The sequence below is a fragment of the Phenylobacterium sp. J426 genome, assembly GCF_024699945.1.
Taxonomy (GTDB): Bacteria; Pseudomonadota; Alphaproteobacteria; order Caulobacterales; family Caulobacteraceae; genus Phenylobacterium.
Genome location: NZ_JAJOMY010000001.1, coordinates 1,805,500 through 1,822,036 on the forward strand (window position 1 = coordinate 1,805,500; position 16,537 = coordinate 1,822,036).

Genomic DNA, 16,537 nt, shown 5'->3' on the forward strand with positions numbered 1-16,537 from the left:
GAGGCTCAGCCGGTGACCGTGAAGGTCCCGTCGCCGGTGAAGGTGTGGACGGTCCACTCGCCGGAGGTCGTGATCGCCCCTCCAGTCGCCGTCAGGGTTCCTGTGCGGTACCGGGCCACGGCGCGGCCGGCCTGGCCCGGGAAGCCTTCGGCGCCCAGGCCGCCATTCCCTCCGCCGCCCTGGTTCGGCAGCGTCGATTGCGCCCCCGGCGTGCCGGTTGTGACGGACACCGCGCCGGCGCCGCCCGAGCCATATGTTCGTGTCGTCCCGTCGAAGTCGGAGGCAAGGCCAGGGCCGCCGTCCATGCCGGAACGTGGGCCGGCCGCGCCATCGCCGCCCTCGGGGGTCGGGGCCGACTGCAGACGGTTGTTGCCGTGAGCGCCGCCTTCCGCCGTGAGCACGCCAGCGATTACAGTGTCGCCGCCGTCGCCTGGGAACACGTCGTCGGGAGGGAGGATGTCCTCACCAGCATTCCCGCCCTGGCCGATGGTGACGGCGAACGACTGACCGGGCGTGACTGCGACGGTCGCGAACACGACTTCACCACCCGAGCCTGCGTCGACAGCGCCGCTGTTCCCCCCCCGCCGCCGCCGCCGCCGCCAACGCCCATCCAGCCCACGAGCCTGCTGGGCCTGAGCGCGCCACCGAACAGCATCAGTCCGCGAAGCCCTTGGCGATGCCGACACGCGCCTTGAAGGGGCTCAGCGAGCGGATGAAGCCGCTCACCACGTCCACCTTGCCCGCTGTCGCCGTGAGCACGCCATCGACGTCGCCGTCGAACTTGTAGCCGGCGTCCCAGCTGGCCTCGTGCCCGCCTCCCCCGCCCTGCTTGAACTCCAGCGTGAAGAACTGGCCGACGTAGCCGTTCTCGATCGGCGCGACGCTCACGTCTCCGGTGAGGGTGAACGCCTGCATCCACCCATCCGCCATGTCCGGCGTCAACGTACCTGAGACACCAGCGACTTCGTGGAAGTCGCTCGCCGCAGCAATCCCGGCCGGCGTTATGTTCACGTAGTCCGAGAGGAAGGCTCGGATCTCGGCGGCCGTAGCGCTGACGCCCAGCAGCGCGGCTGAGATGACGGCCCAGCGGTTGTAGGGGCCGCCCGTGCCGACCACGCCTGCCTCCGCCACCTCCACGGTCAGCGCCTGGCCCGCGATATTCGTGATGGAGCCGATCATCCGGCTCTCGACATCGCCCAGGTAGATCAGCACCACCTGCTCGTCATCTTCGAGGGTCCGGCCGCTCTCTTGCAGAACAACCGTCTTAACCCCCGCCGCCATAGTCAGGTTCGAATGCGAGGTGGCGACCTTCGTGGAGGTGGTCAGCGCCCCTTGCTGAGCCGCCAGGGCGGCGTTCTTGGCGGCTTCGGCGGCTTCGGCGTCCCCGTGTGCTTCGGTGGCGTTCGCGAAGGCGTTAGCGGCTAAGGCCACGAGCTGAGCCCGGAATCCCTGCAGCGCACCCAGGAAGGCGTTCGTGATGGCCACGAACACCGAGGCCGGCATGGTGCTGCGGTTCGGAGCCGTCGGCAGGACGTCAACGGGCGGGGGCGGCGTCGGCATCAGACCAGGCTCTCCAGATCAAGGCTGCAAAGGGCGAGAGACGGCGGGAGAGACAGCTCGACGTTGAAGTCCTTGAAGTAGCCAAAGATGGCGGTGGACCTGAACTCGCTGTCTCCGATCCAGAGGACCGGCTTGGCGCGGTACTGCGGAAGTAGGTCCATGAGCTCGTCGACGAACCCCATGGGCACGATCACGCTGAAGGAGGCGCGCCGGCGGTAGGCCTTCTCGACGATCACGAACTCGCCCCATGGCGCATCGCCCTTTGTGGAGAAGTCGCGGATGCCGAGGCTGGGGTTCCAGCGCGTATCGCCAAGCTTCCGTGCATGCCCGATCACGAGCGCGCCGCAGGACGGCTGGCCGCCTTCGTCGATCAGGCTCACCTCCACCAGGGAACCGGCGTAGCCTGCCGGCAGGTCCGTGAGGATCAGGTCGGGCAAGCGGACGATCGGTTCGAAAAAGTAGGCGTAGATGTCTGTTATGCCGCTATCGGAGATCAGGCCGAACGTGCGGTCGTAGACGACGCCATCCACATCATCGGTCACCACGACCTGGACGCTGGCGGCGTTGATGCTCAGCAGAGCCAAAGTATCGGCTCGCTGGTCTGCGGGCATTTGCAGCCCCACGCCCAACAGGTCGGGCGCGCTGCTCTTCGTCTGAAGGCCGCCGTCAAACATGGCCCAGGCCGGGGTGGGCCCCTCGGGCTTCCACCACGTGGGCTCACTCTCCGGCGTCTTGTCGGTGTTGTCGGCCTGAAGCGATCGGAACTGGAAGCGCACGCCCCCGATGACGCGGTAGCGCACCGCATCCACAGCGTAGGTGTCCTCGCTCGACCATGCCTCTACGGTGTCGGCGACGGTGGACGACACAAGCACGCTGTCATCGATGTAGGCTGGGCGGACCATCCTCATGCCGCATCTCGCTCCTTCGGCAGGCCGTCCACGTCCCAGCCGTCCAGCAGCCGCTGGATCTTGTTGGAGTTGATCAGCATGGCGTTCAGCTGCGGGCCGAGAGCGGCCACGACCGCGTCAGCGGCTCGCGACAGGTCCCCGGAGCCCGAGCCGCCCTTCAGCATCCGCGACGTCTCGGCGGCACTGTAGTAGCGAGCCGGCCCAGTCGCCTCGATCTCCGCGCCTTCCTCGCCCACCAGACGCAGGCCGCCGGGATGGAAGCCGCCACGCGCGTAGTGGCGCAGGCCAGCCGCGATCTCCGACTTGCCGGTGCGGGCGTAGTGCTCGCGCGCCGCTTCTTCCAGGGTAGCGCCAAGCTCTCGCATGACGCCGCCGGCTTCCCAGTTGGCCTTAAGATCGGGGTTGTTGGCGAGGTAGCGAGCCACGTCGATGCCGCCGGCCGCGCCGGGCGGCAGCGCCTCCAACTTCGCAAAGGCCGCGGCGAGGTTGTTCATGGCGAGCACAAGCTCGTCCACGCCGCTGGAGATGTTCTCCAGGGTCGCCAAAGCCGCCTCGGCGGCGTTCAGCTCGTTGGTGGCGATAGTCTCGGTGCTGGCGACGGCCGCCCGCACGGCTTGCAGATCTCGGCCGTAGGCCTCCGCCGTTGGCGCGACCTCCTCCGCCGCCTTCAGGTATGCCTCGGAGACGGACTGCAGGCGCTCCATGGCGTCGCGGTCCCTGGCCTTGGCCAGCGTGGCTGTGCGCTCGAACTCCACCTTCGCAGCCGCGTACTGCTGCTGCGGCGTGAGCATGGCCGAGGAACCGAGGAACAGCTCCTTGCGGAAGTCGCGAAGGGAGCCGGTGAGCGCCTTCAGCCGGGAGACGGTTTCCTGCAGCTCCTGACGCTGCTTCTGCCGCTGCGCCTCGACGATCCGGTCGACCTCGGCCTGCGCGGCAGCGACGTCCGTGAGCGCGAAATAGCGCGCCCTGAGGTCGGCCAATACCGGATCGATCGCGCGCAGCGCGGCGAGCTCGTCGGCCCGGCGGGCAGCCAGGGCTCCAGCCGCGTCACCACTCGCTTCCATGAGAGCGATCTCGAGCTCGCGCTTGCGGTTCGCGATGTCCGCGGCGCTGGACGTCTGGCCGTACTGCTTCTCGACCTCGGCGAGCTGCAACCCCGTCAGTTGGGCCAGCTTCTCCAGCACATCGAGCGACTGCTCGGCCGTCAGGTAGCCGGCCTTGACCGCCTCTTCGACGGCCTTGCGCTGCGCCTCTGCCGCACGCTCGACCTGCTGAATGTCGTACTTGCGCGGTTCGGTGAGCCGCAGGATTTCATCGGCGATGGACTGCCCGAGGCCTTGCGCCACCTGGTAGGCCTGGAGCGAGGCGGCGATCTCATCGAAGCCCTTGCCGGCGGCGAGCATCGACCGGACCAGCTTCTCCTGCGCCTCAGAGGCGAAGTTCGCGCCGTCCAGCATCGCCTTCACGGCGGCGTCCGTCGCTGCGGCCGCATCGCCCACGGCCGACGTCAGCGTGCGGCCCGATGCGGTGTAGACCTGGGTCAGGTCCCGCGTGCCGATGACAAGCCCAGTGATCGTGTCGCCGAGCTTGATACCGGCGGCCTCGAACGTCTTCTGAGCCTCCAGGATGGCGTCGCCGGCTGCCTTCGCGGCTTGCTCCGTCTCGCTGGTCCGCTTGTTTCCGCTGAGCGCGCCCGTGCGGAGGTCTAGGCCGGCCCCGGCGTTGGACGGCTTGCCGCCGACGTTGAGCAGCTTGGCGGCGGCGTAGAGCGCGCCGGCCGCCATCCCGATAGGGCCGAGCGCATACCCGAGTGCCATGGCGCCGCCGCTGAACGCGCCCAGCGCGCCCATGCTACCGGCGTTGAGCAGCATGCTGCCAACGCCGATGCCCATCCCGGCGAGCCCAAGCCCGCCGCCGATAGCCTGGCCGGTGCGCCCACCGATGACCTGGCCCGCGACCGTGCCGATGGCGCTGAGCCCGCCTCCGAGACCGCCAGAGGCGAACGCGCCACGGATCCCGCCGATCGTGCCGAGCAGGCCTTGCAGCGCGCCGCTCCAGTCACCGCGGGAGAGGCTGTATCGAAGCTGCTGAAAGCCGAAGAGCACGTCGTCGAGCGACTGAAGCAGGCTGTCGAGCTGCTCCTTCACGCCGTCGATGTTCTTGACGCCTTCGTTCCACTCCTTGGCGGTCCCGAAGACCACGGTGAAGTCGACCTTCTCCAGGTCGTCCGCGGCCTTCACGCTCTCCTGGCGGATCTTGGAGAGCATCCGGAGGATGGCGTCGGTGTATTCCTCGGCGCTGATCTCCCCGCCTTCGCGGGCAGCGTCGAGCTTCGCCATCGTCTCGGCGAAGGACTTCGCGTAGCGCTCTTCCTCGTTCAGCAGATCGTCGATGACCTCGCGAGCGTCGGCGAGCCGCTTTTCGCTGTCCTTCTTGGCCTCCTTGGCGGCCTTCTCACGGGCCTTGGCGGCCGCCTTTGCGGCCTTCTCCAGCTCCTTGAGTTCCTCCTCCGACAGCTCCTTCACGGCCGACGAACCAGCCTTGAGGATGCGATCGCTGCTCTCGATCGATTTCTGCGCGGCTTCGATAGCGGCGCGCGTCGCCTCGATGTCAGCCTTGGCGCGCATCACTGCGGGCGTGTTGATCGTGGGGCGGATCGTGCCGGCGGCGTCGCCGCGCGCGCTGAAGCGTTCCGCCTCGATGGCGCGGCGGTTCTCAGCCTCGATCTGGGCGAGGGTCGCGCGGGCGTCAGCGATCTTGGCCTGCGCCGACTTAATGTTCTCTTCGGCCTGCGCCTTCTTGGCGGCGGCGTTCTTGATCGCCTCTTCACGCTCCTTGCCGCTGGCGAGGGCGGCGGTCTGCGCAGCCTCGGCGTAAGCGTCGGTCGCGGCGCTGAGCGCCGTCGTCGTCTTCACGATCTCCTTGCTGGGCTGATCCATGGCGACCAGCGCCTTGTGGACCAGCCACACGGAAGTCGCGGCGGCGGTGAAGGCCACACCCCAGGGCCCGCCCAGCAGCCCGACCAGGCCCCCAGCCACACCGGTGGCCATCCTGGTCGCGACGGCGGCGCCGGTGACTGCCGTGCTGAACCGGGCTGCGGACGCGCTGGCGGTCAGGCCGGCGGCGGCCAGCCGCGTGTTCGCTGCTGCGGCCATGTCGGCGGCAATGGCGTCGCGCGCGGAGGCTGCGGCCTTGGCCGCCGAGGTGGCGACGAAGGCGGGCGCCGGCGGCGGCATAACGCACGCCCACCAGGGCGATCAGCGCGGTAGCCGTCGGGATGATCGTGTCGAGGTTGGCCGACAGGCCGGTGATCGCGCCGGAGACCCGCTGGGTCGCCGACAGCGCCTGGTCCGTCTGGCCGACGTACCGGCCGAGCGCGTTGTTCAGCACCGTCAGCGACCCGCCGATGGTCATGGCCGACTTGTCGGCCTGCGCCTCCAGGCTGCCGAAGCCGCGCAGCGCCGCCTCGAAGAACTCGCGGGAGGTGACCTCCCCAGCCTTCACCGCCTTGGTGAGCGCGCTCACCGACCCCTTGAAGCGATCCGAGCCGTTGGCCACGGCCTGGAGCAGCGGCCGGGCGGCGTCGATGAGGGAGTTGTACTCCTCGGCCTGGATCTTGGTGCCGCTGAGCGCCTGGGAGAGCTGGAGAAGGGCGCCGGCGCTATCGGCCGCGGAGCCGCCCTGCACCTTCAGCGCGGCGGCGACGCCGGTCGTGAAGCGCAGCAGCTGGTCCTGCGTCGCGCCAAGGTCTTTGCCCGCGCCAGAGAGACGGCCGAACAGCGTGCCGAGGCTTTCGAGCTCTACACCGTACTTCTGAGCGACGGCGTAGAGGTCGGCTTGGGTTGCGGCGAGCGCCTCGCCTTCCAGCCCCGCCGTCTTCAGCCGGTTGGTGAACTGGGTGTAGCCGTCGGCCAGGCGGGCTGTCTGGGCCGCGATGGCAGCGACGCCCAGGCCGGCGAGCGACGACGCCAGTAGATCGGCCGAGCGGGCGCTGGCGCTCATGGACGCGCTCATCCGCTCGGTTGAGCGCTCGATCTGGGTAGCGCCCGACCGTATGTTGCCGCCGAGGTTGTTCCAGGCCGCCTGCGCGCGCTTGGTCCCACTCTCGAACTGCGCAGAGTCCATGCCGAGGGCGGCATAGAGCGAGCTGATGGGCCCAGTGCTCATGGTTCCTGCCTCGGCTTGGAGCGTCGTTTCTGGAGTTGTGCCCCGCGGGCCTGCTGCGCTCCGGAGGCGGCCTCCCAGCGGCGCATGACGTGGTAGAGCTCAGGTCCGGTCTGGACCTTCGTCGGCTCCGTCTTCACCGAGCCTTCGACGAAGCTTTCGAGGCTCGGGAAGTCCTTGCCGCCGTGCGGCCTCAGCATGTGCCAAGCCAGGTAGCGGGCGTTCTTCCGATCCCGCTCGACCCGCTGGGCTCCGCCCCTCATCGCCAGCCGCGCAAGGCGCGGGGTCTGGCGCCAGTACAGGTCCGGCGCAAAGCCGAGCCCGCACCAGGCGGTGAAGAGCTGAGCCCAGGTCGGCGGGCTTACGCCTGGGGGGCGTCATCTCCGGCGTCCGACGCGCCTCCGTCCCCATCTCCGAACGCGAGCTTGAGGGCTTGGCCGATGTACTCGGTGGCCTTACCGCCCTTTAGGGCAGGGTCCTTGAGAAGTTCGCCGGCGTCCTTCAGCGGCAGCTTCGGATGGTGCTCGCGCAAACCCGCCCAGAGAGAAGCCCGAATGGCGCCGATGCGCCCCCGCGCCATCTGCACGCCGATCTCGGCGACGGACTTGTCGAGCAGATCCTCGAGCGTGCAGATCGCGTCGATCGAGAACTGTAGGCGGTAGGCCTCCCCCGAAGCTTCGAAGGAGACCACGCCCGTTTCAGGGTTGGCCGGCATCAGGCCGCCGAGCCCCGCACCACGGCGCCGGCGACCGCCAGCGTCAGCGTCGCCTCGGCCACGGCGGTGGCTTCGAGCGGCGTGTCGTAGCCGGTGGGGAACGCCGGATAGGTGAAGGTGATGCCGTTGGCCGTCACCCGAACATCGCGGGTCTCGCCCGAGGCGCGCCAGTCGACGATGAACTCGTCGGTGTCAGAACCCGGGACGAAGTTCATCGTCACGGTCTGTTCGCCGGGGTCGATGAAGCCCGGGATATACTCCCGAGTGTGGGCGGGGCTCTGCATGTGGGTGGCGTCCAGCCGCTCGCGCGACTCGTTCGGAAGGCCAACCGACTTGACCTCCTCGAACTCGAACCACGCGCCGGGCGATGCGCCATCGTGGACTTCAAAGGACGAGCCATAGCCCGTGATCGCGTCCGTCATTGCAGGTCTCCTCTAGCTGACGGTCGACCAGACCCGGACGTCCAGGCTGGTGCGGAAGAAGTTGGAAGGGGCGCCGCTGCTCGGAGCGCCGTCGCCGGCCTCGAAGCCATCGCGCTCGTTCTCGATGAAGACGCCCCGGAAGACCGCGTCGCTGAAGCCGCTGAGCGCGACCTTCACGGCGCGGGCGATGTTCTTGGCCTGCTCGTAGGTCGAGCCCCAGCAGTCGATCTGGACGACACTGTCCACGAGGCCGGACGCGCCCTTAAGGTGGTAGTCGGGCCGACCGCTTACCCGCCAAAGCGCCACGGCCGGCATGCCGCGTCGACGGCTCCAGGCGATCCGCTCCGCCGGCACGAGGGCGACGAGCGCCGTCGCCGCCAGAAGGCGGGCGCGAAGTTCGTCTTCCATGGCGGGTCAGCCCTTCGCGGCTTTCTTCAGCGCCCGCTTTCGGGCGCGCTCAGCGGCCTTCTCGATTTCGGGCCGAACCTCGGCCTTCATGATCTCCAAGGCCTCGCCCCACTTCGCCTCCATGGCGGGACGGATGTACGGCTGAGGTGGGTGCTTCGCCGTGCCGACTTCCTGCGGCCAGGCCTGCGCAACACCCTCCTCGACGCCGACGAACACCTCAGCGAACCGTGCAGGGTTCTCGCGGTTGAAGGCCCGCTGCGCCGCGGCAGCTTCCCGTCGCGTGGCTCCGCGCTTCATGGCCGCGGCAAAGGCAGCCTTCGACTGATGACCCTTCGGCTTCCGTGCCGATTTGCGGATTTTCGACTTCAGAACGCCGGATCGTTCCGGAGCCAACCGCACGGCCTCCTGATGCACAGGGTCTGCGGCCTTCAGGAGCGCCCGCTGAAGCACGTTGCGGGCTGTGGCCTTGTTGAGCTCGGCCAGCGCGGCGTCGAGATCGCGGAGGCCCTCGACCCTCACCTTGACCTTCATCAGCCTTCCTCGGCCGCAGCTGCGGTGATCTCGATTCCATCGCGCCGGCCGACTTCCTTCAGGCCGACGACGTCATAGGTCACCCCATCGCAGCGGACGCGGTCGCGCCGCTTGAGGCCGCGGGCGCGCTCGGTCGATCGGACGATGAAGCGGGTGGTGATGGTGGCGCCGAGCGCCTGAGCCCGCATGCGCTCAGCGTCGCTCACGTCCTGCTTGGAGGCCCAGACCGTGCCGATGTCGGTCCAGGCGTCAGCCGGATCGCCGAAGGCGTTCGTGCCGTCGCTCCCATAGCTCAGCAGCGTGAGCCGGCGATCCAGCTTTCCGGCGCGCATGATCAGGAATCAGCGGGCGCTGAGGGCTCGCCGTCGCCGACCGTGACCTTCGCCTTTGTCGGCTCCGCGATCTGCATGCGGACCAGCCGGTCTCCGAGTTCCTTGCTGACCTCGAAGACGTCGCCGCGACGGACCTTGAGCTTTGCGGACACGGGGTGGGGCATGAGGGCCTTCAGGCGCATGGGTGTCTCCGTTTTGGTGAGGGCGGGCCTCAGGCCCAGATGCGGTAAGGGGCGAGCAGCGCCTCGACGGTCGTGCTCATCTGCACGTCGGCGGCGACCGTACCGACGACGCCGGTCTCCCGGTTGGCGTAGAGGTCGCCGGTCATCAGCAGCACCGCGGCGGCGATCGGCGCGGGTACGGCGGCTTGCAGCTCGTCGGCGTCGGGATCGGCGGCGTAGCCTGCGCGGTAGCGGATCCTGATGGCGTCGGCACGTTCGCGCGCGGCGGGCCAGCGGGTATTGTACGCCGGGCGGAGCACGTAGCCCTCGGTCACCTCATAGGTGTCCGCGGTCAGCGTCTGCTCGACGCCCGAGGCGTCCAGGTACTTCACCGACACGACGTCGATGATCGGTTGGTACGGAAGGTCGATTGTATCGCAGCGGGCGCTCTCGAAGGCGCTCAGCCGCAGCTCAAGTGTTTGGGGGCCGATGGCTCGGCCAAGCCAGCCGCCGGGCCCGTCGATGTGCGCCGACGCGGCCGCGACGTAAGCAGCGATCAGGGCGTCGTCATCAGTGTCCGCCAGATCGACGCGCAGGTGCGTCTTCGCTGTATCGAGATCGATCAGCGGTTCAGGCGGGGTGATGACGACGACGCCCATCAGGATCAGGCCGCGCGCTCGGCCAGAGCCGTTTCAACGGCGGCCACGATGTCGGCCTTCTTGGTCGCGCCGGCCAGGTCGATGCCTTCCGCCTCGGCCAGAGCTTTCAGCTCGTCGACCGTCTTGGATGACAGGTCATCCTCAGCAGGCGCCCCGCCGCCTCCTTCGGTCTCGCGCAGGCAGTTCGCCTTCACCAAGCGCTCGATCTGCTCAGCCTCCAGGGCCGGCTCGATCTTGTCGCCGGGCGCGTATCGCTTCCCGGAGCGGTAGTCGACGAACTCATTGATGATCTTCAGGGCCATGTCGGCCTCCCTAGTGTAAGGGGCGGGCAGCGCCCGCCCCTTGCTGCGCTGCGCTTAACCGGCCGGGCCGTAGCGGCTGTGGCCGAGGATCGCGACCGCCGACACGAAGGCGTTGCCCGAGTTATTGGCCGGCGTGATCGTGAGGCGGAGGTACCGTTTCGAGCCGACGTAGCCGATCTTCCGAACGGCGTTGTCGTCGGCGAAGGTAAAGCCAGCGGCGGCTTCGGTGCCGGTCAGCTTGTCGTCTGGCACGGCCGCGGCGTCGGACAGGTTCGCCTGGTCGCCGTGCTCCACCAGGACAGTGAAGGTGGCGTCAGCATCGGCGAGGGCGCCGAGGTTGATGGCGAACATGCAACCGCCGAAGCCGGCGAGGTCGACGATCTGCGACACAAACGGGGTGTTGTCCGCGACAGCGGCGGCCGGGCTGATGGCCCGCACCACCTTCAGGGAGTTGGCGAGGTCGCGCAAAGCGATCTCCTTTCGATCTCAGGGGATGAAGGGGGCGGCCCGGCCAGAGCCGGGCCAGAGGGCTTAGGCCGGGACGTCGAGGCCCACGAACGGCGAGACTTCGTAGCCGTTCTCTTCCTTGATCGGGGCGGTGAGCCAGGGCGCGCCGTCCACGTTCCAGAAGATCTTGATGACCGTCTTGTTCTGGCGGAACAGGACGTGCTCGGACGCCGCCACAAACGGGCCGGACCCGTCCTTGATGACGTAGTACGACCAGTCGGCCAGCAGGATGTCGCCCTTGCTGCCGATGGCGGGGGCGCGGTTGTTCCACCGCACCGGATAGCCGAGCAGCGTGCCGGCGAAGCCGTCGACCGCATTGGCCTTCCAGATGTAGTGGCCTTCCGGGTCCACCATGGTCGCCAGCTTGGGCAGAGCCGACTGCGGCATCGACCACACCGGCTGGGTGCCGCCGCGCATCAACAGCCGCGCCACCATCTCCACCAGGTCGGCGTAGGTGACCGTGTTCGCGTTGGTGCGGTTGATGAACTTGGTGGCGACGGAGTTGAGCGCGCCGAGCGGCTGGGCGACCCCGGAGCCGCGCAGGAAGGCGTAGTCTTCGGCCGCCGTCACGCCCTGACGCATCAGGTTTTCGATGAAGGGGCTGGCCGCCTGCCAGTTGCGCAGGAGCTTGTCCGTCACCGTCACAGTGCCGGCGATCTCCTTCGGGGTGAGCGTGAACTCGCGCAGCTTGGCGTCGGTTTCGGGCTTTTCGTCGCCCTCGCCGATCCACTGGAAGTTCATGCCGCCGAACATGTTGCCCGGATTGGCGCCGGTCTGATCCAGCGCCGGCATGGTGATGCCGGCGTCCGGCGGGCTGCCGGCCGGGATCACCTGCGCACGTGGCCGCACGAGCGCGTCCTGCGGAGGCACGCTCATGATCGTCGAGCGGAACTGGGGCGGGATCATGAAGCCGCCCTGCGTATCGTTGTCCATCCGCAGCTCAGCGGCGATCTCGCCGTTCTCGCCGCTGGCGCCGACGCCCTCGACGAAGTTCAGGCGCGGGTCGTTCGGGTTAAACCGGACGGCCGACATGAACTGGCCAAGGTTCTCGAACTCCTTGGAGGCCGAGGGGCCCTGGGGTTGCACAACGCCTTGGCGGCGAGCCGCCGCGGGGACGACTTGGGCGCCAGCGGTCTCCGCCGCTTCGGTGTTCGCCAGACGCTCGATGCGGCGATCCAGGCCATCCAGCTCCGCCTTGAGGGCGTCGTAGGAGGTGGTCTCCTCGGCGGTGAAGTCCCGATCCTCGGCTTCGGCCGCTTCGATCATGCCGCGCATCTGGGCGACAAGCTTCGTGCGCTTCTCGCGCAGTTCCTTCAGCATGTGGTTGCTCCTGCTGGTGATCCGGCATGGGTTGTCGACCGCCTGCGCCGGAGCAGGTCGGGCCTTTCGCCGCCGAGGCGGGGAAACTCAGATCAGGTTGAGCGCGCGCAGTTCGCGCTGCGGCGCGCGGGCGCGCGCCTTGGTGGTGGGTTTCGATTGGACGCCGAAGCGCGCCAGGGTCTCCGACATGACGCCGACGCGGTCAGCCATGCCCTGGCTCACGGCCTCGCGGGCGAGCACCATGCGGCCCTTGCCATAGTTCTCGCGCACCAGGCTGGAGGAAACGCCACGGTTGGCCGCGAGCCGCTCGACGAACATGGCGTCATAGGCGTCGACCTGCGACTGCAAGTGCTCCCGGTACTCGTCCGTCATCGGCAGGTAGGGGGCGCCCTCGCCCTTGAACTCCGTCGAAGCCACCAGCGTCCGCTTCACGCCCAACTTCGCCAACGCCTCGCTCACGTCCTCATGCGCCGTCATTGCGCCTACGGAACCGACCCAACCCGACGGCGTGACCACGACCTCATCAGCCGCGCTCGCCACCCAGTAGGCGGCGCTGGCCGCGGTGGCGTTCACCTGCGCGACGATGGGCTTCGAGCCCCGCGCCGCGGCGATCTGAGCCGACAGCTCCTCGATGCCGTGCACGTTGCCGCCGGGCGAATCCACATCGAGGACGATGGCCTTTACGCCGTCGTCGTCGACAGCGGCCTGGAAGGCCTTGCTCAGGCCCTCCGCGCTCGTGCCGCCGGAGATGTCGCCCATCAGGCTCATGCGGTTGGCGATCACGCCGCGCAGCGGGATGACGGCGACAGCGCCCTCGCGGCGCGCGACAGCGGCGGCCGTCTGCGGTGCAATGCGGGCCTCGATCTCCTCGGCCGTGAACTTCACGCCGCTGGCTTGCAGGGCCAGGAAGTCGATCATCGCAGCGAGCTTGGCGGGGTGCATCGCCCAGATCTCGGACGCGACCGCCAGCAGAATGTGGGCGTACCTCATGCCGCCTCCGTGGGCTCGAGTGTTGCGACCTCGGCCGGCGCAGCGACGGCGCGCTCGATGGTCTGGAAGTTGACGGGCACGAAGTGGTGCTCGCCGATCGCGCCGATCCCCTCCTCGTCTTCAAGGGCGAGGATCTGGTTCGGCGAGAAGCCGCCGACCTCGAACATGGCTTTGTAGAAGGCGGCCCGCGCAGCGCTGTCGCCGCGCAGCAGGCCCTTCATGTTGTACTTCACGTAGAGGCCCTTCTCCCGCTCCTCCTCGGTGAAGAGCTTCCAGTTCAGCTCCTGCTCGTCGGCCGCGACCCACGGCGCGATGGTCTGCTGAACGAAGCCGATCATCAGCTGCTCGATCCCTGAGCCCCAGCTGGTGGTCTTCTCGTGGCTCTGCAGCAAGATGAGCGGGACGTCGAAGATCCGCGCGAGCTCGGCGATCTGAAACTCGCGGCTCCCGAGGAACTGGGCGTCTTCGGGCGGGATCATCGTCTGAACGAACTTCATCCCCTCTTCGAGCACCTTCACCCGGTGCGCGTTCTCAAGGCCGCCCTGACGCTCGACCCGGGCCGCGGGATCTCTCCGGCGCCGCCTTCGGCTGGCCATCCGCGCCGCGAAGGTTCGCGTGCGCCGTGGGGCTCAGCTTGCCTGGGTGCATCAGGAAGCCACCGCTCTTGGCGTCGTTCGCGAAGAACTTGGCGCCGAACTCCTCCATGGCGAACGCCATGCCCATCGCCTGCCGAGCCATTGCGACCTGCGAGAGGCCGATGAAGCCGTCGTGGCTCAGGTCCATCGTGTGGAGGACGTCACCATGATCGATGTCGATGGTCTCTCCGGCGATGTTCGTCCGAACCACCAGGCGGTCATCCGCGACCCGCACCGGCCGGGTCCGGTCTGGCAGGAGCGGCCAGAGGCCCACCGCCTCACCGCGGCGGTTACGCTCGATCTCGCGGTACCCGTTGCCCCACAGCAGGGCGTGACCTTGCACCGTTTTCCGGAGCGTGCGCGACGACATGAAGTCGTTGGGGCGAAGCCCGAGGCGCTGAGACATCGGGTGCTCGGTCACCCGCGCCACGGCGCCGTTGCCGGACCTCTGATAAATCCCCAGCGGAAAGGTTGAGATGGGGTTCGCGATGCGATTCACGCAGGCGTAGACAACCGGCAGCGTGAGCGCGTTGAACTCTGAAACCGCTACGCCGGCCTTGGTGGGGCCGCCGCCAAGCAGGCGCACGAAGAACCCATCCTGGGACAGCGACTGAGGCGTGCCCCAGTGCGCCGCCTCCGGCGCCCCTGAACAGCTGCGACAGGAAGCCCATCAGCCGCGCCGAACCGCCAGAACCGTGGCCGCGACCAGGGCCCCGCCCGACACAATGAACGCGAGCGGCAGATAGATCATGCCGAAGCCGACCGTGAGCAGCGCGAGGCCTGCGACGCCAACGATGTCCACACGGTCGATCCGGCGCCGAGCCTCCGGCGCCGGCGCAGATGCGTCGGTATCGCTCATCAGATCTCGATCTCCAGAATGCCGCGGCTCTCGTAGACGGAGGGGCCTTCGGGCTGTTCAGCACTTGTCGCCGCGGCCATGGCCATGACCAGGGCGACCATCCCGTCGATGCGGCCGGTGGACTTGGACTTGTCGAGCTTCCGATTGCCTGCGGGGTCCGGAAGGATCACCGCGTTTGCGGCGCACATCGTGAGCACTGGGTGCGCGCCGTGCCGAATGCGGCCGTGCAGGAACTCGATCTCAGCCGCATCAATCGCCGGCGCCATCGAGACGAAGCCCTGCCCGAACGGCTCGAAGGGCAGCTCGACGCCAAGCCGATCCAGCTCGGCTTGCAAGATGCTCATTCGGTGCCGGTCGAAGTTGATCTTCCGCACGTCCATGCCGGCGGTGAGCTCGACGATGTCCTTCGCTACGAAGCTGTACTCGACCGCTGGGCCCGGCGTGGCCTTCATGAAGCCGTCACGAACCCAGGTGTCGTACGGCGCCCGATCCCGGCGGGAGCGATCCACCAACGTCGCTTCGGGCGTCCAGAACACCGGCAGCAGGTGCCAGATCTCGTCCTCCTGCGCCGCCAGAACCAGCGCCGTAAGGTCCGTGGTGAGCGACAGGTCGAGGCCGCCGTACACCGGGTTGCGATGGAACACCCCGAAGTCGATCGGCTCGCCGCCAAGTCCCCACACCCGTGGACTGACGAACGGCGCGAAACGCGTCACCCGCTGGTTCAGGTAGAGGTTACGGAAGCTATTCTCCACCGACGGCATGCGCGACGCCTCAGCGGCTTTGTTCTCAATCTCGATCAGCGACCGGAACGAGCCCAGCGCCGGGTTCGCGTCCTCCCAAGCCTTCCGGTCCTGCAGGTCGGCGTCCGCTGCGGCCGCGTAGACGTGGCAGACGACGGTCGGATCCTTGGACCGCTGCGCGTCATCGATCCGGATCGACAGCATGTCGCCATCGCTCGGCGCCTGCGTCGAGATCACGAGCTGCAGCGCGTCGTCGTACGCGCCCTGAGCCGTCTCAATGGCCTCGATGAAGGCGTCGAAGTCGCCTCGGACCTGCCCCATCTCGTCGTGGATCGCGAGCACCGGCGAGAGGCCGTGGGCCGTGCCGGCCTCAGCGGCGAGCGCCTGGTACTCGGTGTTCATCGTCAGGCCGTGCAGGGTCTTCGCCGACGGCACCGGCCGAACGATCTTGCGCAGCTCCGGCGAGAGGCCGACCATCTTGGCGGCCAGGTTGTAGACGACGGCCGCCTGCTTTCGGCTACGGGCGCCCGAAACGATCTGACTGTTCTGCCGCGCCTCCGGGCCCACAAGGTGCGCCAACATGATCGCCGCAATGAGCGCCGACTTCCCGTTCTTCCGAGCAATCGACAGGATGCCGACGCGCGTACCCGCGGGATTGTCGTAGACCTCCAGGATGAACTTCCGCTGGAACGGCTCCAGCCGCATCGGCCGCCCGACGAGTTTCCCCTCAGGCGTCGGGCAGTACCGCTCGATGAACGCAATGACGCGCTGGCCTCGCGTCACTGCACCGTCGGCCGCGCAAGCAGATCGTCGCCCGCCAGCGGGTTGCCGTCCTCGATCTCCTTGGCCGCCGCTCGCCTCTTGCCTACGTCGCGCGCCTCGCCAGCGGCGCGGCCGTGGATGTTCAGCGACTGACGGGCCGCCTTGATCTGGGCGTGCAGCCCGTGGACCACGGCGACGCGCGGATTGGCCATCGGCCGCCCCTCCTCGGGCGTAAGCACCTCGCCCTCGCTTCTCAGCTGGCGCCGGTTCTCCACCAGCTGCGCCATCGCGTTCGCGAGATCCGAGGCGTATGCCAGGTCGTGCGCGGTCCACTCAGACCGGGCGCGCTGGCCGATGATGTCGTCCCAGAAGGGTCCGGCGTCGTCGTCAAGAGGGGCGTGCGCTGGCGGGCAGACTTCCCGCGCGGCTGTCACCATGACCTGAACCGCTGCCGCAGCGCTGTCGATGCGCGCCTTCCGCGCTCTACCAGCCATTCAACCTCGCCTCGGCGCGTGCGCGCGACAAAACTGGATTAGCGAAAATTTTGTCCGCCCCCGCCGGT

Annotated in this window: 21 protein-coding genes; all 21 read right to left on the reverse strand. The window is 68.3% G+C overall.

What is annotated here, in order from left to right; all coding sequences use genetic code 11:
- Positions 1-5: 5 nt before the first annotated feature.
- The gene (locus LRS10_RS09465) at positions 6-686 is read right to left on the reverse strand and encodes a glycine-rich domain-containing protein (protein WP_374569690.1); all 681 of its coding nucleotides are present in this window, start codon (positions 684-686) and stop codon (positions 6-8) included.
- The gene (locus LRS10_RS09470; RefSeq protein WP_257837026.1) at positions 655-1,560 is read right to left on the reverse strand and encodes a hypothetical protein; all 906 of its coding nucleotides are present in this window, start codon (positions 1,558-1,560) and stop codon (positions 655-657) included. The genes LRS10_RS09465 and LRS10_RS09470 overlap by 32 nt, the downstream gene beginning before the upstream one ends.
- On the reverse strand, positions 1,560-2,468 hold the full coding sequence (locus LRS10_RS09475; protein ID WP_257837027.1) for a hypothetical protein: 909 nt from the start codon (positions 2,466-2,468) through the stop codon (positions 1,560-1,562). The genes LRS10_RS09470 and LRS10_RS09475 overlap by 1 nt, the downstream gene beginning before the upstream one ends.
- Positions 2,469-5,294: 2,826 nt before the next feature.
- The gene (locus tag LRS10_RS09480) at positions 5,295-6,635 is read right to left on the reverse strand and encodes a tape measure protein (RefSeq protein WP_257837028.1); all 1,341 of its coding nucleotides are present in this window, start codon (positions 6,633-6,635) and stop codon (positions 5,295-5,297) included.
- The gene (locus LRS10_RS09485) at positions 6,632-6,895 is read right to left on the reverse strand and encodes a hypothetical protein (protein WP_257837029.1); all 264 of its coding nucleotides are present in this window, start codon (positions 6,893-6,895) and stop codon (positions 6,632-6,634) included. Before LRS10_RS09485 ends, LRS10_RS09480 begins: the two co-directional genes overlap by 4 nt.
- Before the next feature lie 98 nt (positions 6,896-6,993).
- A complete protein-coding gene (locus tag LRS10_RS09490; RefSeq protein ID WP_257837030.1) occupies positions 6,994-7,347 on the reverse strand; it encodes a hypothetical protein in 354 nt (117 codons plus the stop codon).
- Positions 7,347-7,769, reverse strand: coding sequence for a phage tail tube protein (locus LRS10_RS09495; protein ID WP_257837031.1), 423 nt, complete (start codon positions 7,767-7,769; stop codon positions 7,347-7,349). Before LRS10_RS09495 ends, LRS10_RS09490 begins: the two co-directional genes overlap by 1 nt.
- Positions 7,770-7,781: 12 nt before the next feature.
- Positions 7,782-8,177: a DUF3168 domain-containing protein gene (locus tag LRS10_RS09500; RefSeq protein ID WP_257837032.1), complete on the reverse strand. Its 396-nt coding sequence runs from the start codon at positions 8,175-8,177 to the stop codon at positions 7,782-7,784.
- A 6-nt stretch (positions 8,178-8,183) separates the two neighbouring features.
- Positions 8,184-8,708 carry an HK97-gp10 family putative phage morphogenesis protein gene (locus LRS10_RS09505; RefSeq protein WP_257837033.1) on the reverse strand — a complete coding sequence of 175 codons (525 nt, stop codon included), beginning with the start codon at positions 8,706-8,708 and terminating at the stop codon, positions 8,184-8,186.
- On the reverse strand, positions 8,708-9,040 hold the full coding sequence (locus LRS10_RS09510; RefSeq protein WP_257837034.1) for a phage head closure protein: 333 nt from the start codon (positions 9,038-9,040) through the stop codon (positions 8,708-8,710). The genes LRS10_RS09505 and LRS10_RS09510 overlap by 1 nt, the downstream gene beginning before the upstream one ends.
- A 2-nt stretch (positions 9,041-9,042) precedes the next feature.
- Positions 9,043-9,222: a hypothetical protein gene (locus LRS10_RS09515; protein WP_257837035.1), complete on the reverse strand. Its 180-nt coding sequence runs from the start codon at positions 9,220-9,222 to the stop codon at positions 9,043-9,045.
- Positions 9,223-9,251: 29 nt separating this feature from the next.
- Positions 9,252-9,860 carry a head-tail connector protein gene (locus tag LRS10_RS09520; RefSeq protein WP_257837036.1) on the reverse strand — a complete coding sequence of 203 codons (609 nt, stop codon included), beginning with the start codon at positions 9,858-9,860 and terminating at the stop codon, positions 9,252-9,254.
- A gap of 5 nt (positions 9,861-9,865) precedes the next feature.
- Positions 9,866-10,162 carry a Rho termination factor N-terminal domain-containing protein gene (locus LRS10_RS09525; RefSeq protein ID WP_257837037.1) on the reverse strand — a complete coding sequence of 99 codons (297 nt, stop codon included), beginning with the start codon at positions 10,160-10,162 and terminating at the stop codon, positions 9,866-9,868.
- 54 nt (positions 10,163-10,216) lie between these two features.
- Complete coding sequence (locus tag LRS10_RS09530; RefSeq protein ID WP_257837038.1) at positions 10,217-10,630, reverse strand: hypothetical protein; 414 nt, start codon at positions 10,628-10,630, stop codon at positions 10,217-10,219.
- A gap of 63 nt (positions 10,631-10,693) precedes the next feature.
- Positions 10,694-11,989: a phage major capsid protein gene (locus LRS10_RS09535; protein ID WP_257837039.1), complete on the reverse strand. Its 1,296-nt coding sequence runs from the start codon at positions 11,987-11,989 to the stop codon at positions 10,694-10,696.
- An 87-nt stretch (positions 11,990-12,076) separates the two neighbouring features.
- Positions 12,077-12,979, reverse strand: coding sequence for a S49 family peptidase (locus LRS10_RS09540; RefSeq protein WP_257837040.1), 903 nt, complete (start codon positions 12,977-12,979; stop codon positions 12,077-12,079).
- Positions 12,976-13,497 (reverse strand): phage portal protein, encoded by a 522-nt coding sequence (locus tag LRS10_RS09545; protein WP_257837041.1) that lies wholly within the window; start codon positions 13,495-13,497, stop codon positions 12,976-12,978. The genes LRS10_RS09540 and LRS10_RS09545 overlap by 4 nt, the downstream gene beginning before the upstream one ends.
- A gap of 13 nt (positions 13,498-13,510) precedes the next feature.
- Positions 13,511-14,200 carry a phage portal protein gene (locus tag LRS10_RS09550; RefSeq protein ID WP_257837042.1) on the reverse strand — a complete coding sequence of 230 codons (690 nt, stop codon included), beginning with the start codon at positions 14,198-14,200 and terminating at the stop codon, positions 13,511-13,513.
- An 84-nt stretch (positions 14,201-14,284) separates the two neighbouring features.
- Positions 14,285-14,473, reverse strand: coding sequence for a hypothetical protein (locus LRS10_RS09555; RefSeq protein ID WP_257837043.1), 189 nt, complete (start codon positions 14,471-14,473; stop codon positions 14,285-14,287).
- A complete protein-coding gene (locus tag LRS10_RS09560; RefSeq protein WP_257837044.1) occupies positions 14,473-15,996 on the reverse strand; it encodes a terminase large subunit in 1,524 nt (507 codons plus the stop codon). The genes LRS10_RS09555 and LRS10_RS09560 overlap by 1 nt, the downstream gene beginning before the upstream one ends.
- Positions 15,993-16,469 (reverse strand): hypothetical protein, encoded by a 477-nt coding sequence (locus tag LRS10_RS09565; protein ID WP_257837045.1) that lies wholly within the window; start codon positions 16,467-16,469, stop codon positions 15,993-15,995. The genes LRS10_RS09560 and LRS10_RS09565 overlap by 4 nt, the downstream gene beginning before the upstream one ends.
- Positions 16,470-16,537 lie beyond the last annotated feature (68 nt).

Bases quoted from the DNA above. Each gene is read 5' to 3' on its own strand.
- LRS10_RS09510 (WP_257837034.1), bottom strand. From the start codon at position 9,040: ATGCGCGCCGGAAAGCTGGATCGCCGGCTCACGCTGCTGAGCTATGGG.
- LRS10_RS09525 (WP_257837037.1), bottom strand. From the start codon at position 10,162: ATGGCCCTGAAGATCATCAATGAGTTCGTCGACTACCGCTCCGGGAAG.
- LRS10_RS09535 (WP_257837039.1), bottom strand. From the start codon at position 11,989: ATGCTGAAGGAACTGCGCGAGAAGCGCACGAAGCTTGTCGCCCAGATG.
- LRS10_RS09540 (WP_257837040.1), bottom strand. From the start codon at position 12,979: ATGAGGTACGCCCACATTCTGCTGGCGGTCGCGTCCGAGATCTGGGCG.
- LRS10_RS09490 (WP_257837030.1), bottom strand. From the start codon at position 7,347: ATGCCGGCCAACCCTGAAACGGGCGTGGTCTCCTTCGAAGCTTCGGGG.
- LRS10_RS09555 (WP_257837043.1), bottom strand. From the start codon at position 14,473: ATGAGCGATACCGACGCATCTGCGCCGGCGCCGGAGGCTCGGCGCCGG.
- LRS10_RS09475 (WP_257837027.1), bottom strand. From the start codon at position 2,468: ATGAGGATGGTCCGCCCAGCCTACATCGATGACAGCGTGCTTGTGTCG.
- LRS10_RS09480 (WP_257837028.1), bottom strand. From the start codon at position 6,635: ATGAGCACTGGGCCCATCAGCTCGCTCTATGCCGCCCTCGGCATGGAC.
- LRS10_RS09470 (WP_257837026.1), bottom strand. From the start codon at position 1,560: ATGCCGACGCCGCCCCCGCCCGTTGACGTCCTGCCGACGGCTCCGAAC.
- LRS10_RS09500 (WP_257837032.1), bottom strand. From the start codon at position 8,177: ATGGAAGACGAACTTCGCGCCCGCCTTCTGGCGGCGACGGCGCTCGTC.
- LRS10_RS09515 (WP_257837035.1), bottom strand. From the start codon at position 9,222: ATGCGCCTGAAGGCCCTCATGCCCCACCCCGTGTCCGCAAAGCTCAAG.
- LRS10_RS09485 (WP_257837029.1), bottom strand. From the start codon at position 6,895: ATGAGGGGCGGAGCCCAGCGGGTCGAGCGGGATCGGAAGAACGCCCGC.
- LRS10_RS09565 (WP_257837045.1), bottom strand. From the start codon at position 16,469: ATGGCTGGTAGAGCGCGGAAGGCGCGCATCGACAGCGCTGCGGCAGCG.
- LRS10_RS09505 (WP_257837033.1), bottom strand. From the start codon at position 8,708: ATGAAGGTCAAGGTGAGGGTCGAGGGCCTCCGCGATCTCGACGCCGCG.
- LRS10_RS09520 (WP_257837036.1), bottom strand. From the start codon at position 9,860: ATGGGCGTCGTCGTCATCACCCCGCCTGAACCGCTGATCGATCTCGAT.
- LRS10_RS09495 (WP_257837031.1), bottom strand. From the start codon at position 7,769: ATGACGGACGCGATCACGGGCTATGGCTCGTCCTTTGAAGTCCACGAT.